Raw genomic sequence first — 16378 nt, forward strand, 5'->3', positions numbered from 1 at the left:
CCCCTCATGATCTTCATGAGTAATATGAATTTGATTTGACGCCCCGGTCATGAGACACGGGGCGTCTCATATTCATACGGGCGCTTTGCGCCAAACACGTCGGACCAAGCCCATGACAAACGCGCTGACCCAGCTTCTAGAGACCAAAGAGGTCATTCTGGCCGATGGTGCGACCGGAACCAATCTGTTCAACATGGGTCTGCAATCCGGCGACGCACCCGAACTGTGGAATGTGGATGCGCCGGACAAGATCCGCGCGCTTTATCAGGGCTCGGTCGATGCGGGCAGTGATCTGTTCCTGACCAACACCTTCGGCGGCACCTCGGCCCGGCTCAAGCTGCATGATGCGCAGAACCGCGTGGGCGAGCTGAACCGCATTGGCGCCGAGTTGGGGCGTGAGGTCGCGGACAAATCCGGACGCACCATCGTGGTTGCCGGCTCAGTCGGCCCCACTGGTGAGATCATGGAGCCGGTCGGAAGCCTGTCGCATTCCGAGGCGGTCGAGATGTTCCACGAACAGGCCGAGGCCCTCAAAGACGGCGGCGTCGATGTTCTGTGGGTCGAGACGATCAGTGCCCCGGAAGAATTCCGCGCCGCAGCCGAGGCCTTTGCGCTGGCCGAAATGCCCTGGTGTGGCACCATGAGCTTTGACACTGCCGGGCGCACCATGATGGGCGTCACCTCGGCTGATCTGGCTCTGTTGGTCGAAACGCTGCCCAACCCTCCGATTGCGTTTGGCGCGAATTGCGGTACCGGAGCGTCGGATATTCTGCGCACTGTACTTGGGTTCACCGCACAAGGGACCGAGCGGCCTTTGATCTCGAAAGGCAATGCGGGGATTCCGAAATATGTCCACGGCCACATCCACTATGACGGCACGCCGGAACTGATGGCCGACTATGCCGTGATGGCCCGCGACGCAGGCGCAAAGATCATCGGTGGCTGCTGTGGCACTATGCCCGCGCATCTTGAGAAAATGCGTGCAGCTCTGGACAGCACAGAACGTGGCGCGCGCCCGACGCTTGATCAGATCACCGATGCGCTTGGACCGTTCTCATCCGCCTCGGATGGGACCGGCGACGACGCCGCGCCCGAGCGGCGCACCCGACGCCGCCGCCGCGCTTAAGGTCCTTACACTATGTTAGCGCCCCTCGAATTTCGGGGGGCGTTTTTCCATGAAGGCCACCACGCCTTCGGCGAAGTCACGTGAGCGTCCACATTCACCCTGCAAATGTGCCTCGGTCGCCAATTGCTGTGGCAAGGTCTTTTCGTACGTACCCCGCAGGGCCTGCTTGATCGCGCCATAAGCCGCCGTCGGACCTTGGGCCAAATGTGCGGCCCGACTACGCCAATGGGCATCAAACGCATCATCGCCGACCGCTTCCCAGATCAGCCCCCAATCATCGGCCTGACGCGCGGTGATCTTGTCAGCAAACAACGCGGCCCCCATGGCCTTGGCCAGCCCCATCTGACGCGGCATGAACCATGTGCCGCCAGCGTCCGGCAGCAAACCGATGCGGGAAAAGGCCTGCAGGAAATAGGCGCTCTCGGTCGCGATCACCACATCGGCACAGAGCGCAAGGTTGGCCCCTGCCCCGGCCGCTGGTCCGTTGACAGCGGCAATGGTGGGCACCGGACTGTCATGGATGGTTTCGAGCATCGGCTCATATTCATCGCGCAGCGAGCGTTCCAGATCGATCTTTCCGGTTGAGGATGCATCACCTAAATCCTGCCCGGAACAAAAGGCCGGTCCGGCCCCGGTCAACACGATGCACCGCGCGTTTCGGGCCGCATGCTTCATCGCGTGGGTAATTTCGGCCCGGGTCTGCGTGGTCAGCGCGTTCATCTTGTCGGGGCGGTTCAGCGTCAGCACCGCCAGCCCGTCCGTGATGTCCAGCAGGATCGTTTCGTAGTCCATTAAAGCTCTCCCTCGCGACTATGCGTGAGCGGACACTGCCGTATTCACAAGCCGAGGAAAAGCGGAACCAAGCGTCAGTCTTTCAGAATTTGGCGCAGGCGCTCTTTTTCGGCGTCGCTCAGCCCGTCGCTTTCACCCAATGCTTGCGCCTTGGCCCGATTGCGCAAAAAGACCAAGCCGACACCGGCGGCAATCAGCAACATGATTGGCCCGGCCAGCCACAGCATCAGGTTCGAGCCCGTAACCGTAGGCTTCAGCAGCACATATTCACCATAGCGGTCGACGATAAAGGCAATCGTCTCTTCATCCGTATCCCCGGCCACCAGCCTTTCGCGTACCAGCAATCGCAAATCGCGCGCGAGGTCTGCGTTGCTTTCGTCGATGCTCTCGTTTCGACAGACCAGACAGCGCAACCCGGTGCTGAGGTCACGGGCCCGTTGCTCCAACGCCGGATCGTCCAGAACTTCGTCGGGCTGCACGGCAAATCCCGGCGCCGCCAACAGCATAAGGATCAGGATCAGACGTTTCATTCTGCGGGTACTCCGGCCGAAGGCGCTTTGCGTGCGCCAGCCGCCACCCGGAACCGTCGATCGCAGAGGCTGAGGACGCCGCCCAACGCCATCATGAGGCATCCGGCCCAGATCCAGTTGGCGAAGGGTTTGATATAGGTCCGCAAAACCCAGCCCCCATCCGCCTGCTGGTCCCCGATCACTACATAGAGATCGCGCATGACACGGTAGTCAATCGCGGCCTCGGTGGTGGGCATACGCGCAACCGGATAGTCGCGTTTTTCGGGATGCAGCGTCCCGATCATGCGCCCGTTGGTCTCCACCTTCACATCCGCCATGGTCGAGAAATAATTCGGCCCTTGCACGCGATTGACATCCTCAAGCGTCAAGGTGAATTGACCAACCTCAAAAGGCTGCCCCGGCTGGGCGACGCGGATATCCTCAACCTCCCACGCGGTCAGACCGGCAATGGCGAAGATGGTCACACCCAGCCCCGTATGGGCAACCGCCTTGCCCCAATCGGCGCCCGGCAGGCGGAACAGACGTTTCAGGCTGCCGTTGCGTCCCGTCCGGCTCCACAAATCTAGAACGGCGCCGAAGGTGATCCACGCGCCCAGAAACAGACCCACAGGCCCCAAAGCGCTGCGCCCCGTCTGCATGGCCCAGACCAGCACGCCAAGGGCGACGGCCAGCACAAACGCATAGCGCAGCGACCACGCTGTCTTGCCCAGCTTGCCGCGCTTCCACGGCAACATTGCGCCAACCGGCAGGACCAGCCCTAACAGCACCATGAATGGCGTGAAGGCCGCGTTAAAGAACGGTGGTCCGACCGAGAGTTTCCGGTCAAACATCATCTCGGCCACCATCGGCCACATGGTGCCGACGAATACAACAAAACAACTAACAGCCAGCAGCACGTTGTTCACGACCAGCGCGCTCTCTCGGCTGACCATGCCAAAGACGCCCTTGGCCTCCATCGCCTGCGCCCGCGCCGCAAACAGGGTCAGCGCGCCGCCGATAAAGAACACAAGGATCAACAGAATGAACACGCCCCGCTCTGGGTCCGTGGCGAAGGCATGGACCGAGGTCAGAAGCCCCGAGCGTACAATAAATGTCCCGATCAGCGAGAACCCGAAGGCGATAATCGCCAGCAGGATTGTCCAGCTTTTCAACGCCTCGCGCTTCTCAACGACAATAGCCGAGTGCAATAGCGCCGCGGCCAGCAGCCATGGCATGAACGAGGCATTCTCGACCGGATCCCAGAACCAGAAACCGCCCCAGCCAAGCTCATAATAGGCCCACCACGACCCCAGAGCGATCCCAATGGTCAGAAACACCCAGGCGGCCAGGGTCCACGGCCGTACCCACCGGCCCCAGGCCGCATCAATACGGCCCTCGATCAATGCGGCCACGGCAAAGCTGAACGCCATGCTCAGGCCGACATAGCCCAGATAAAGAAACGGCGGGTGGAACGCCAAGCCCGGATCTTGCAATAGCGGGTTCAGGTCGCGCCCATCGAACGGAGCAATCGCCAGACGATCAAAAGGGTTCGAGGTAAACAGGATAAAGGCAAAAAACGCCACGGCCACAGCCGACTGCACAGCCAACACGCGCGCTTTCAGCGTCGGCGGCAGGCCAGCGCCAAAAAACGCGGCCATTGCGCCGAACAGGGTCACAATCAACACCCACAACAGCATCGAGCCTTCGTGGTTCCCCCATGTCCCACTGATCTTGTAGATCATCGGTTTCGCCGAATGGCTGTTCTCAACTACGATCCGCAGCGAGAAATCAGACGTGGTGAACGCCCAAACCAGCGCTCCGAACGAAAACGCCGTCAGCAGGAATTGCGAGATTGCCGCCGGTTCCGCAAACGCCATCCATCCGGCCCAGCGTTTCGATGCCCCGATCAGGGGCACCACGCTTTGCACGATAGCGACGAAAAAGGCGAGGATTAGCGCGAAGTGACCTAGCTCTGTAACCATAGGGCAGGATATATGCCGGAGGCACTGCAATCGCCAACCACTTTCGTTTGATTTCGGGGCACATAGTGTCGCAACTCAGCCCCGTTCGCGTCGCCAATCCTCTAACGCTGAGTTCGCATCAGCCAGCAGGCTCTCTTGCGCCAAGCGCGCATCCGACCCCGTATCTGCCACACCGGGTCGGTCGCTGCGCATATTTCCAAGCGCATCAAGGTTGGCTAAAACTGTCGGAGTCCGCGCCATCACGGCCGAGATCTCGCGCTGCAAATCCTGCGATTTCGCCTGATGCCGCGCCCCGAAATAGAACGAGACAATAACGCCCAGCAACCACCACAACGGTTCGGGCACGAGCGCAATCCCCTGCATTCGCGCCGAAAACCAGATCGGATCGATCATGGCGGCAACAAACAAGCCCAACGTTCCCAGCGCCAAAGCCGGACGCGGAAGCCGGTTCAACCCGTCCATGAACCGGTCGAACATGCGTTTGGGCGGCCTCTGAAACTCAGCCCCGAACTGCGTCATGGCCTGAGTTTGCGCCACCATTCGGCGCTGGGCACCCGCATCGGCGTTTTCCCGAAAGACCTCTACGGTTTCGCGCACCAAGTTGCGCCCGCCACCGAACAAGAACCCTAATACGCCCGAGATCAATCCCATCCCGCAACCCTCCTATGAAACGCCTCATCGCTCAGGTGATAGCGATCCGACAGGAACTCTTCCGCCCGTCTGATCCAACCTCCTTTTCCGCCCGCACGGGTACGCGCATACTTTCGCGACGCGGGACGCCGATCTGCGAGCCGAAAGTAATAGTTCCGCCGCGCCACCCCATAAGCGTCCCGCAACTGAACCGGGTTCGGGTGCGCCGCGTCCTGACTGGCGCCTATGGTCTGCGGGCCGATGACCCCGTCCACCACAACAGCAAAACCCATCTTCACCAACAGCGATTGCAAAATGCGCACCGCCTGCGCGCCCGCATTCACATACATGTCGAACGCACTGGCCTGAAGCGCCTCGGGCAAAGCGGCGATCCCCGGTTTCTCAAAATAATGCTGCACAAAGATATCAACCGCCTGCGCGCGGCTGAGCGCCCGCACATCCGCGACATCAACCACCCCGTCCCGCGTCAAATCCAAACCCAAACGCCGCATCGTGTGAATGGTCACGCCGAAATTAGTGGCTCCTCCCGGATCATCCGGATCATCAACAAACCCGCCTTCCCGGCGCACAATCTCGTCGGCAATCTGTCGAACCGTCTGCATTACGACCCCCACCCGCATCAGTCGACGGGAACGATCCTGCAAACTCCTTAACAATCCCAAACGAAACAGAGCGCCGCCTGCCACCCGCACGCAACGCCCCTGCTTCTTCTGTTCAAAAATACCTCCGCCGGAGGCACGCAGCGCAGCTGCGTTCAGCTTTCGCCAGGATCTTTGTAAACGCCCTGTTCTTTCAAGGCGTCCATGACCTCTTTCGGCATATAGGTCTCATCATGCTTGGCAAGGATTTCAGTCGCTTCAAACACACCGTTGACGTAGCGACCCGTGCCTACCATGCCCTCATTTTCCGAGAAGAGATCCGGCAGAACCCCGGTAAATGCCACCGGAACACTTTCTCCGCCATCGGTGACCACAAAGCGCACCGTTTCACCCTGCCCCCGCACGATCGAGCCCTCTTCGACCAGACCACCGATCCGAAACACCTCGGTCGGCGAAGGCGGCTCGGCGATCACTTGGCTGGGCGAGCGGAAGAAGTTGATGCCATCGCGCATTGCATACCCAATCAACGCCGTCGACACCGCCAGGGCCGCTACGGCCACCAGAAGGATCTGAACTCGACGACGTTTCTTGAGCGTTTTCATACCGTCCTCACGGGAACAAAGGGGCCATCATCAGCCCTCGGGTTTCATCCTCACCTAACATCAGGTTGGCATTCTGCAAGGCCTGCCCGCTGCTACCTTTTGTCAGGTTATCCAAAGCGGCGATCACAATCGCGCGCCGTTCAATCCGGTCCGCAACAACACCGATATGGCAGAAATTCGATCCCCGCACATGGTGGGTCGACGGCGCCTCGTCCATCGGCAAAACCTCAATAAAAGGCTCTTCTGCATAGGCTTTTGCCAGCGTTTCGTAAACGCTCTGCGGGTCGCCCTTCACGTAGGAGGTCGCCAGAATACCCCGGTTCGCCGGGATCAGGTGCGGTGTGAATTGGATATGCACCGTGCGCCCGGCCAATTTCGAGAACTCCTGATCGAACTCACCCAAATGACGATGTGTGCCCCCGATGGCATAGGCATTCGCGCCTTCGCTCAGCTCGGCATGCAGCAGGTTTTCTTTCAACGACCGGCCAGCGCCCGACACGGCGCATTTCAGATCGAGGATGATGTCATCCAGATCAATCACACCGGCTGAAATCAACGGCCGCAACACATATTGCCCGGTTGCCGCGTTGCAGCCCGTACCGGCCACAAGCCGTGCGGTCCGGATGTCGTCACGATAGAACTCGGTCAGGCCATAGACCGCCTCTTCCTGCTGCTCCAACGCGCTGTGCGGGTTGCCGTACCACTTTTCGTACTCATCCGCGTCCTGCAGCCGGAAATCAGCAGACAAATCAATGATCTTAAGGTTCTTCGGTAAGTCCCGGATCACTTCCTGACTGGTTTTATGCGGCAGCGCGCAGAAGCACAGGTCGATCTGGGAATAGTCGATCTCAGAAATTTTACACAGATCCGGCAGATTCATGTGGCGCAGATGCGGGAAGACCTGAGCCATCGACAGACCCGCCTTACGTTCCGCCGCCAGAGCCACGATCTCCATGTTCGGGTGCTCGGCGATCAGCCGCACCAGTTCAGCGCCAGTATAGCCCGAGGCGCCCAAGATTGCGATTTTATGGGTCATGTCAGACCTCTTCTTTGCATGTGTCACATATCACGACCGCCACTGTGACGGTCTTGGATTTAGAAAATCGGAAGGGAGGCGTCCTTGACCTAAATCAGGCCGCCTCAAACAAGATTTGTCGTCGGAGGAACTGCGTCGCCCGATCACTGACAAAACCTGGCTTGCCGGTGGTCAGATAGCCGCCTTCTCCGTCACCGATCATGGTCGGGTGGCGTTGCAGATAGTCGGCCAGGCTTTCAGCCACCAGATCGCCCTGGCTGAACACCTGAACATCCGCGCCCAGAGCAGCCTGAAACGTCTCGGCCATCAAGGGGTAATGCGTGCAGCCCAGAATGGCCGCCTGAGGTTCGGGCATCTTGCGCTTTAACGCATCCACATGGCTGCGCACCAGAGCTTCGGCCAGAATCAAATCACCGTCTTCAATGGCATCCACCACGCCGCCGCAGGCCTGCGCCTCGACATCCACACCAATCGCGCGAAACGCCAATTCCCGCTGGAAGGCGCGGCTGGAGACTGTGGCGGGCGTTGCAAACAAGGCCACATGCTTGACCGCCACTTCCCGTGGAGGCGAGTTGTCACCCCATTGCCGCTCGGTCAGCGCCTCGATCAGAGGGACAAAGACCCCAAGAACCCGTTTGCCCTCGGGCACGCCTTCTTCCTGCATCCTGCGCAGGGCAGCCGCGCTGGCGGTATTGCAGGCCAGAATCACCAGATTGCAGCCGCGATCCCACAAGTCGTAGACCGCCTTGCGGGTTAGCTGATAGATATCCTCGGCATCGCGCACGCCGTAAGGCGCATGCGCACTGTCCGCGTAATACAGGAAATCCACGTCAGGCAGCCGTTGCTGCGCGGCGTTCAGAACGGTCAGACCGCCCAAACCGGAATCAAAGATACCTACTGCCATTAGCCCCTTCAGGCGCGATGCCGTTCCTCAAATTCATAGCCGTAGTCATATGACTTCAGCGGTGTCGGAGACAGCTCATACGTGGCTTTGCGCAGGAAATCCATCATCTTGCGCGTATCCTTGCTGAGTGGGTCCAGAACATCACGGCCAATCGGTTCGCCGATCACCACTCTCACAGGTGTATCGACGCGTTTTTTGAACTCCTTGATCAGCAATCCCATCCGCAGGGTGTTGTGCAAATGGCTGGCGATCTGGAACAAACGAGAAGTGTGGCCGTCAAAGAAAACCGGCACCACTGTGGCATGGGATTTGGCGACCATCCGAGCGGTGAATCCGCGCCAGCCGGGGTCCATCGGGTGGTCGAACGGCGTGAGGGCCGTGCTGACGGTTCCACCCGGAAAAATCCCGATCGCCCCACCGTCGCCGAGATAGTTCAAGGCGGTTTTGCGGGTCTCAAGGTTCAGTTTCATCGCCTCTTTGGTCTCATCAAAAGAGATCGGCAGGATGATGCGGTTCAGATCTTCTGCCTTGCGGAACACGCGATGGGCCAGAATCCGGAAATCTCCGCGCGTTTCAGACAGGATATGCCCCATCATCAAACCGTCCAGAATACCGTAAGGGTGATTGGCAATCAGGATCAGTGGGCCGTCCTTCGGGATATTCGACATCGCCCCGCCCACGACATCCAGCGTCAGGCCGTAGCGTTCGACCATGACATCCCAGAAATCGCGCCCCTTGGCGACGTCTTGTTCATACCCGTCCGCACGCTTGATCAGGCGCATGCGGCCTGTCGTGTTTTCCATCAGCTTGATTACCATCCGACCGCCCTTGGTTTCGGCGGAATGGGCATAAGAAATGTCTCGAACGACATGACGGCGCGAGGGCATCTGAGGACTCCGGAACTAACTGCCTGCATTATACGTTAAGCGGAGATTTTGCCTAGCGAAGGTGACAGGTTTGTGACGCCTCATTCCGCCGCAGCGCGCATCTCAGGCCCGCCGCTGCGGATCGTGGCAAGCAGTTCCTCGCGCCGTTTGGCCGCTTTGGCTTCGTTTTGCATCAAAACGGGACCAAAACCACGTATGTCGAGCGGCAAACGGGCGAGTGCAACGATCGCATCCCGCGTGTCTTCCGTTGCCAGAGGCAGTACCTCTTTCATATCCTGTTCGTACTGTTTGATCAGCGCGCGTTCCATCCGCCGCTCGGCCGAGTAGCCGAAGATATCCAAAGGCGTACCGCGCAAACTCTTCAACTTGGCCAACAGCTTAAGAGGCCCAAGCATCCATTCTCCAAAGGCGCGCTTTCGCGGTCTGCCATTGCTGCCCTCCCCACCAAAAATCGGCGGGGCCAAATGGAAGGTCATGTTGAAATCACCGTCGAACTCGGCAGCAGCCTTTTCACGGCTGGTCAGCAACAGGCGCGCGACTTCGTATTCATCCTTGTAGGACAACAGCTTGTGGTAGCCTTTTGCCGCGGCCTCGCGCAGTGTTTCGTCTTCAATACCGTCTACCAGCTTGCGGTAGCGTTTCGCCAATCGGGCCGACTGGTAGTCGGTCAGGTGCTGCGCCCGGAAGTCGATCATTTGATCCAGGGTCTTCGGCAATTCCGAGACGGAAGGGGCCAGCATCGCCTGCGCCTCCTCCGGGTGCAGAACAGCCCAGCGACCCACGTCAAAGGCCCGCTTGTTGCGCTCTACGGCGGTTCCGTTCAGCTCAATCGCGGTCATGATCGCCTCGTGACTGACGGGCAGAGTACCGCGCTGCCATGCCGCACCGAAGACCATCATGTTGGAATAGATCGAATCGCCCATCACGATCTTGGCCAGATCGGTCGCATCGAACAGGCTCACCCCGTCCTTCAGCCGCGCTTGCAGTGCCAGCTCCAACTGGTCGCCCGGAATGCGGAATTCGGTGTCGCGGGTAAAATCGCCGGTCACTGTGCTGTGGTTGTTGACCACCGCGCCAGTCTGTCCGGCCCGAGTCAGGCCCAGGGTTTTGGCCCCGGCCGAAACAACAAGGTCACCGCCGATCAGCGCATGCGCTTCGCCGGTTGCGACGCGAATGGCACTGATATCCTCCGGCCTGTTCGCCAGACGGCAATGGATGTGAACCGCACCGCCTTTTTGGGCGAGGCCAGCCATCTCCATCATACCCGCACCTTTGCCGTCGATTTGTGCCGCTTGCGCCAGAATCGCCCCGAGGGTCACAACACCTGTGCCACCAATGCCGGTGATAACCACGTTATGCGTACCGTTGATCTGCGGCAGATCGGGCATAGGCAGATCCGGCAGATCAAGCTGTTTGGTCGCCTCTTTCCGGATCTTTGCTCCTTCCAGAGTGACAAAGGACGGACAGAACCCGTTCAGGCACGAGAAATCCTTGTTGCAGCTGGATTGATCAATCGCGCGTTTGCGGCCCAGTTCGGTCTCCTTGGGCACAATCGAGACGCAGTTCGACTGCACCCCGCAATCACCACAGCCTTCACAAATATCGGTATTGATGAAGACGCGCTTGTCCGGGTCTGGGAACTCACCACGCTTGCGGCGACGGCGTTTCTCGGCCGCGCAGGTCTGGACATAGACGATGACTGAGACGCCTTCGATCTCGCGGAACCGATCCTGCACTTTCATCAACTCGGCACGTTCAAAGCTCTCTACACCCGAAGGTAGAGCCCCAAGGTTCACGTCTTCCTTTTCATCATAGACCAGAGCCACATGCTGCACGCCCATGGCCTTCACCTCGGCCACGATCCGTTCAGCCGTCAAATCACCTTCGTTCCCCTGCCCGCCAGTCATCGCAACCGCATCGTTGAACAGGATTTTGAAGGTGATGTTGGTGCCCGCCGACAGCGCCGCGCGTATCGCCTGCACACCCGAGTGGTTATACGTCCCGTCACCCAGGTTCTGGAACACATGTTTGGTGGTCGAGAACGGAGCCTCACCAATCCAGTTCGCACCCTCACCGCCCATCTGGGTGAAACCGGTCGTCTCACGGTCCATCCACTGCACCATGTAGTGGCATCCGATGCCTGCATAGGCGCGGCTGCCCTCGGGCACTTTGGTTGAGCTGTTATGGGGACAGCCCGAGCAGAAATAGGGCAAACGCGTCGCGATTTCTTGTGCGTTGTCAGCCCGTCGCGCCTCAGACAGTTTGGCGAGGCCTGCGCGGATGCCATCCGTTTCGCGCCCCTCTTCGATCAGGATGTCACCCAGCTTTTCGGCAATCATGATAGGGTCCAATGCGCCGCGTGTGGGGAACAACTCCTCACGATGCAGCGTTCCGGCGCCGCCCTTGTACCAGCCATAAACGCGGCGACCCCGACGGTCGTCAAAGATTGCCTCTTTGACCTGCACCTCGATCAGCTTGCGTTTTTCTTCAACGATTACGATCAGGTCCAGACCTTCTGCCCAATCATGGAATCCAGCCATATCCAGCGGGAACGTCTGCCCGATCTTGTAAGTTGTGATGCCCAGCCGTTCGGCCTCACCCTCATCTATATTCAACAACGACAGCGCATGGGTCAGGTCCAGCCAGTTTTTGCCCGCCGCGACGAACCCGATCTTGGCACCCGGTTTGCCCCAGACTCGTTTGTCCAGCTTGTTGGCATGCGAAAACGTCTCGGCCGCGAAACGCTTGTAGTCGATTACGCGGGCCTCTTGCAGATGCGGCGTATCACCAAGACGGATGTTCAACCCACCCTCGCGCATGTCGAATTCCGGGATCACAACGCCCATCCGGTCCGGCCTGCCATCGACGACCGATGTCACCTCGATCGTGTCCTTCATCGTTTTTAGACCAACCCAGACACCAGCGAACCGGCTGAGCGCAAATCCGTAAATGCCGTAGTCCAGAATCTCCTGCACGCCTGCGGGGCTGACCACGGGCATATACATATCGACCAGAGACCACTCCGATTGGTGCAAGACAGTTGAGCTTTCGCCGGTATGATCATCACCCATCGCCATCAGCACACCGCCATATTGCGCGGTGCCCGCCATATTGGCGTGACGCATCACATCTCCCGACCGGTCAACCCCCGGCCCTTTGCCGTACCAAAGACCAAAGACGCCGTCATACCGGCCATCGCCGCGGAGGCCCGCCTGCTGGCTGCCCCAAAGCGCGGTTGCCGCCAGATCCTCGTTCAAGCCGTATTGAAAGGTCACATCGCTTTCAGCCAGATAGCGCTGGGCGCGCATCATCTGCTGATCCACCGCACCCAGAGGTGAACCGCGATAGCCCGTCACCAGCCCGGCGGTGTTCAACCCGGCCTGTTGATCGCGGGCCTTCTGCATCAGCATCAGACGCACAAGCGCCTGCGTTCCGTTCAACAGAACGGGTGATTTCTCAAGATCGAAGCGGTCGTTCAGCGTTATGTGTGGCTGACTCATCAGACGTCTCCCCTCGTCAGATCAGTGTGCTTTATATTCACGCATTTTAGGTCATAAATATTGACCTGTATAGCCATTATCCCCTGAATCCCAAGGATTTCATGGTTTGATTGTGGAACTTGTTGCCTATTTCATATAGGGCTTCACGAGGATAACGAAAGTTGCGGCGATGGATTGGGACAAGCTTAGAATATTTCACGCGGTGGCCGATGCCGGCAGTCTGACCCATGCAGGGGACAGGCTCAATTTATCTCAATCCGCCGTGAGCCGTCAGATCCGCGCGCTTGAAGAATCGCTCGACGCAACCCTTTTCCACCGCCACGCCCGCGGCCTGATTCTGACCGAACAGGGTGAATTGCTGTTTGATGCGACCTCGGCCATGTCCAAACGTCTGGACGCCGCCGCCGCGCGCATCCGCGACAGCGAAGAGGAAGTCTTCGGCGTCCTGCGTGTGACCACCACTTTCGGCTTCGGCACCCTGTGGCTCGCCCCGCGCCTGCCTAAGCTATACGAACAGTACCCCGATCTTAACATCGACCTGATGCTGGAAGAGCGTGTTCTGGACCTGCCCATGCGTGAGGCCGATGTTGCCATACGCATGAAGGAGCCAAGCCAGGCCGATCTGATCCGCAAACGCCTGATGACCGTCCAGATGAAGCTCTATGCCACGCAGGAGTATCTGGAATCCCATGGCGGGATGCTGAAATCGCTCGAAGAGATCAAGGAACACCGTCTGATCAGCCAGACCCCTTCTGCCCCGCAGGTGGGTGCAAGCGCGGCGATGGTGCGCCATCTGATGACCTTCAATCCGGGGTCCCTGCTGACAGTGAACAACTATTTCGGCGTGCTTCAGGGCGTGTTGCACAACCTGGGAATTGGCGTCCTGCCCGACTACGTGACGCAGGACTTCCCACACCTCGTTCCGATCTTGTCGGAAATCGAAAACGCGGACGTTCCCGTATACCTCGCTTATCCGGAAGAATTGCGCCATTCCAAACGGGTCGGAGCATTCCGCGACTTCGTTCAGGACGAGATCATCGCGCAACGCAAACAGCTGAAAATGATGGGTAAACTCTAGCTATGCACTCGCAGCATAGCAGCAATGCTGAACGATCAGATTAAAACTTCTTGAACGTTCACAAACCGACCCCTAAATGAGCACTCGAAGGCGGTGATGCTGAAACGCTCATCATCTTCATACCTCCCTGTTGGACTATGGCCGAGCTTAGTGCTCGGCCTTTTTTTTGGCTTCTCCCAAATTCATTTTTTAGTTTTCCTCAAACTCACCGTCCAGAGCGATGAAATTTCTGGGAAAATCTCCGACACCTGCCTATGATCCGAGAAAACGTTTAAAAATTCGTGTTCGAGGACAGAACCATGATAAGCCCCCTCCGCCTTCTGGCGGCGATTTTTTCACTATTTTTAGTGGTCGGACCCCTGCATGCCCAAGTTGCGGGCACGTCGACCTCCAGTGCGCCTGCCCCTGTTAGCATCCCCGAAGACCTAACGCCTGAGCAGGTTGATGACTTGGTTGCACGGATGTCGGATGATCAGGTCCGCTCAATCCTGTTAGAGCGTCTGGACGCAGTGGCCGAGAAAAACGCAGCCGCTGCAGAGGATCGCGAAGATCCGATTACCGAGTTAAATGAAGTCTGGAGCGAAATGGTCGCCTCGTGGACGCATGTCATAACGACCGTCCCCAATCTCTTCAGCGCGCAAGCCACCGCCATCAAGAATTTTGCAACCACATTCACCTCATTCGGTGCGTTGGTTCTGATGGGGCTGGTTGCTAGTGTTCTGGTTGTGGGCTTCATCGCCGAAAAACTGTTCGAGATTCTGACCCGCCGCTGGCATGTCCAGACCGAGGCTGAAGCCGAGGGCGATCTCTGGGGCGCTGCCCGCTATCTTTTCGGTCGTTTCTGTCGAGAAATCGCAGGGCTTGTAGTCTTTTACGTGGTCATCCGCGCGGTTGGGCGCGGCCTGCTTACGCCCGAACAAATCACCTATGCCGGGCCGTTTGTATTCTACCTGATCTGGGTGCCACGGCTGGGTGCCGCCGCCTCACGCTTTGTGCTGGCGCCGAACAAACCCCATTACCGTCTGGTCAATATCGACGATCACTGGGCCAAATACCTTCATCGCAACCTGATCGGGTTGCTGATCCTGATCGGTTTCACCCTGTTCCTGCTACACTTCAACAGCCTGAACGGCATCACGGGTGATGATACGCGTATCGGCTTCTGGCTGAACGCAGGCATTCACATTTATATCGGCCTGATCGCGTGGAAAGCGCGCGAAGGTCTGTCGCAGATGATGCTGGGAACTGACCCGGACCACACCAAGTTCGACGAGGAAGTGGCGCATTATTACCCCTACTTCGCCATTGCGGTCTCGGCTGCGACTTGGCTTCTGGTCGAGTTTCTGGTGGCGCAGCGTAACCCGGCATCGCTGGCTCTGCTGGTTCAGGGGGCGCATTTCACCACCATGTTCTGGCTGTTGATCGCCCCGGCGCTCGACACCTTGATCCGAGGACTTGTCCGTCATCTGCAACCTCCGATGCAGGGCGAAGGTTCGGTGGCCGAACGCGCCTATAAATCAACCAAGCGCAGCTACATCCGTATCGGTCGGGTTCTGGCCGGTATTCTGGTCATCCTGATGATCGCCAACGCATGGGATCTCGATCTGCAGGAAATCGCTGGTGGGGATGCGGATTCAGGTAGCAAACTGGTGCAGTTCTTCATCATCATCGCCGTTGGCTACATCCTCAATGAGGTCGTCTCGCTCTGGATCAACCGCCGACTGGCGAAAGAGATGACCGCCGCGCAAAGCCCGGACGAAGAAGCTGGCGAAGGCGGCGGTGCTGGTGGCTCGCGTCTGGCAACGGTTCTGCCGCTGCTGCGAGTAACGGCTCAGGTGGCGATTGCCGTGATCTTCGTTTTGCTGGCATTGGGCGCCCTTGGGCTCGACATCACGCCACTTCTGGCTGGTGCAGGTATCCTGGGTCTGGCCATCGGTTTCGGCGCGCAAAAGCTGGTATCCGACATCGTTGGCGGCATTTTCTTCCTGATCGATGATGCATTCCGCGTTGGTGAGTATGTCGATGTGGGAGGCACTACCGGAACGGTCGAGAAGATCTCCATCCGCTCCATGCAACTGCGTCACCATCGCGGGCCGGTGCACACCATTCCCTATGGTGAGATTCAGAAACTGACCAATTACAGCCGCGACTGGGTCATCATGAAGCTAAAATTCACCGTGCCTTTCGACACCGATCCCAACAAGGTGAAGAAGATCTTCAAGAAGATCGGTGCCGAGATGATGGAGGACGAGACCCACAAGGATGGCTTCCTGCAGCCGTTCAAATCTCAGGGCGTGTTCGACTTTGACGATGTGGGCATGATCATCCGGGGCAAGTTCATGGCCAAACCCGGCAAACAGTTCACGCTGCGCAAAGAGATCTTCAACCGGGTCAAGGCGGCCTTCAAGGAGAACGGCATCGACTTCGCCCGCCGCGAAGTGCGCGTTGCCATACCCGGTCTGGATGACGCTGAACACCTGAGTGAAGACCAGAAAGCAGCCGTTGGCGCCGCCGCTGGAGCGGTCGCGCAGCAGGCGCAGCAACAGGACCAACAAAAGTAAATTCAACCCGGCACGCGGCTGTCTTTGTCGCGTGCCGATCCCTCGATTGAGGCTCTGCCCGATCTGCGCAATTTGCACCTTTGTCCAGTTTGCAACAGGACAGCGCTTAGAAAGCGCCTTTTCTCTTCCCCCCGGCGGTCCCTTCCCCTAA

Annotated in this window: 13 protein-coding genes; 3 read left to right on the top strand and 10 right to left on the bottom strand. The window is 58.7% G+C overall.

The features are described from left to right. The first annotated feature begins 112 nt into the window (after nucleotides 1-112). Nucleotides 113-1126, top strand: a complete 1014-nt coding sequence (gene bmt / locus ACR0AI_RS03290) for a betaine--homocysteine S-methyltransferase (RefSeq protein WP_480670714.1) — start codon at nucleotides 113-115, stop codon at nucleotides 1124-1126. 15 nt (nucleotides 1127-1141) lie between these two features. Here bmt and ACR0AI_RS03295 read toward each other — a convergent pair whose 3' ends face one another. The 10 genes from ACR0AI_RS03295 to ACR0AI_RS03340 all read right to left on the bottom strand — a co-directional run bounded on the left by ACR0AI_RS03295 (nucleotide 1142) and on the right by ACR0AI_RS03340 (nucleotide 12588). Beyond that, nucleotides 1142-1918, bottom strand: a complete 777-nt coding sequence (locus ACR0AI_RS03295; RefSeq protein WP_480670712.1) for an enoyl-CoA hydratase-related protein — start codon at nucleotides 1916-1918, stop codon at nucleotides 1142-1144. 74 nt (nucleotides 1919-1992) lie between these two features. Beyond that, nucleotides 1993-2448, bottom strand: coding sequence for a cytochrome c-type biogenesis protein (locus ACR0AI_RS03300; RefSeq protein ID WP_480670710.1), 456 nt, complete (start codon nucleotides 2446-2448; stop codon nucleotides 1993-1995). Further along, the gene (locus ACR0AI_RS03305; RefSeq protein WP_170467087.1) at nucleotides 2445-4409 is read right to left on the bottom strand and encodes a heme lyase CcmF/NrfE family subunit; all 1965 of its coding nucleotides are present in this window, start codon (nucleotides 4407-4409) and stop codon (nucleotides 2445-2447) included. Before ACR0AI_RS03305 ends, ACR0AI_RS03300 begins: the two co-directional genes overlap by 4 nt. A gap of 75 nt (nucleotides 4410-4484) precedes the next feature. Then, a complete protein-coding gene (locus tag ACR0AI_RS03310; protein WP_480670708.1) occupies nucleotides 4485-5060 on the bottom strand; it encodes a holin family protein in 576 nt (191 codons plus the stop codon). After that, nucleotides 5051-5662: a holin-associated N-acetylmuramidase gene (locus tag ACR0AI_RS03315; RefSeq protein ID WP_480670706.1), complete on the bottom strand. Its 612-nt coding sequence runs from the start codon at nucleotides 5660-5662 to the stop codon at nucleotides 5051-5053. The genes ACR0AI_RS03310 and ACR0AI_RS03315 overlap by 10 nt, the downstream gene beginning before the upstream one ends. Before the next feature lie 152 nt (nucleotides 5663-5814). Continuing rightward, nucleotides 5815-6261 carry a cytochrome c maturation protein CcmE gene (ccmE, locus tag ACR0AI_RS03320; RefSeq protein ID WP_480670704.1) on the bottom strand — a complete coding sequence of 149 codons (447 nt, stop codon included), beginning with the start codon at nucleotides 6259-6261 and terminating at the stop codon, nucleotides 5815-5817. 7 nt (nucleotides 6262-6268) lie between these two features. Beyond that, nucleotides 6269-7297 (bottom strand): N-acetyl-gamma-glutamyl-phosphate reductase, encoded by a 1029-nt coding sequence (gene argC / locus ACR0AI_RS03325; RefSeq protein WP_480670702.1) that lies wholly within the window; start codon nucleotides 7295-7297, stop codon nucleotides 6269-6271. A gap of 94 nt (nucleotides 7298-7391) precedes the next feature. Then, on the bottom strand, nucleotides 7392-8201 hold the full coding sequence (locus ACR0AI_RS03330) for a glutamate racemase (protein ID WP_480670700.1): 810 nt from the start codon (nucleotides 8199-8201) through the stop codon (nucleotides 7392-7394). Nucleotides 8202-8209: 8 nt separating this feature from the next. Next, a complete protein-coding gene (locus ACR0AI_RS03335) occupies nucleotides 8210-9088 on the bottom strand; it encodes a lysophospholipid acyltransferase family protein (protein ID WP_480670698.1) in 879 nt (292 codons plus the stop codon). 80 nt (nucleotides 9089-9168) lie between these two features. Beyond that, complete coding sequence (locus ACR0AI_RS03340) at nucleotides 9169-12588, bottom strand: indolepyruvate ferredoxin oxidoreductase family protein (protein ID WP_480670696.1); 3420 nt, start codon at nucleotides 12586-12588, stop codon at nucleotides 9169-9171. 169 nt (nucleotides 12589-12757) lie between these two features. On the opposite strand from ACR0AI_RS03340, the gene ACR0AI_RS03345 reads away from it, so the two are divergent. Together ACR0AI_RS03345 and ACR0AI_RS03350 are read left to right on the top strand one after the other, a co-directional pair. Then, entirely contained in the window at nucleotides 12758-13666 is a 909-nt protein-coding gene (locus ACR0AI_RS03345; protein WP_170373615.1) for a LysR family transcriptional regulator, read from the top strand. Nucleotides 13667-13965: 299 nt separating this feature from the next. Continuing rightward, nucleotides 13966-16227, top strand: coding sequence for a mechanosensitive ion channel family protein (locus tag ACR0AI_RS03350; protein ID WP_480670693.1), 2262 nt, complete (start codon nucleotides 13966-13968; stop codon nucleotides 16225-16227). The last annotated feature ends 151 nt before the right edge of the window (nucleotides 16228-16378 follow it).

The organism is Ruegeria sp. BG3, assembly GCF_056538485.1.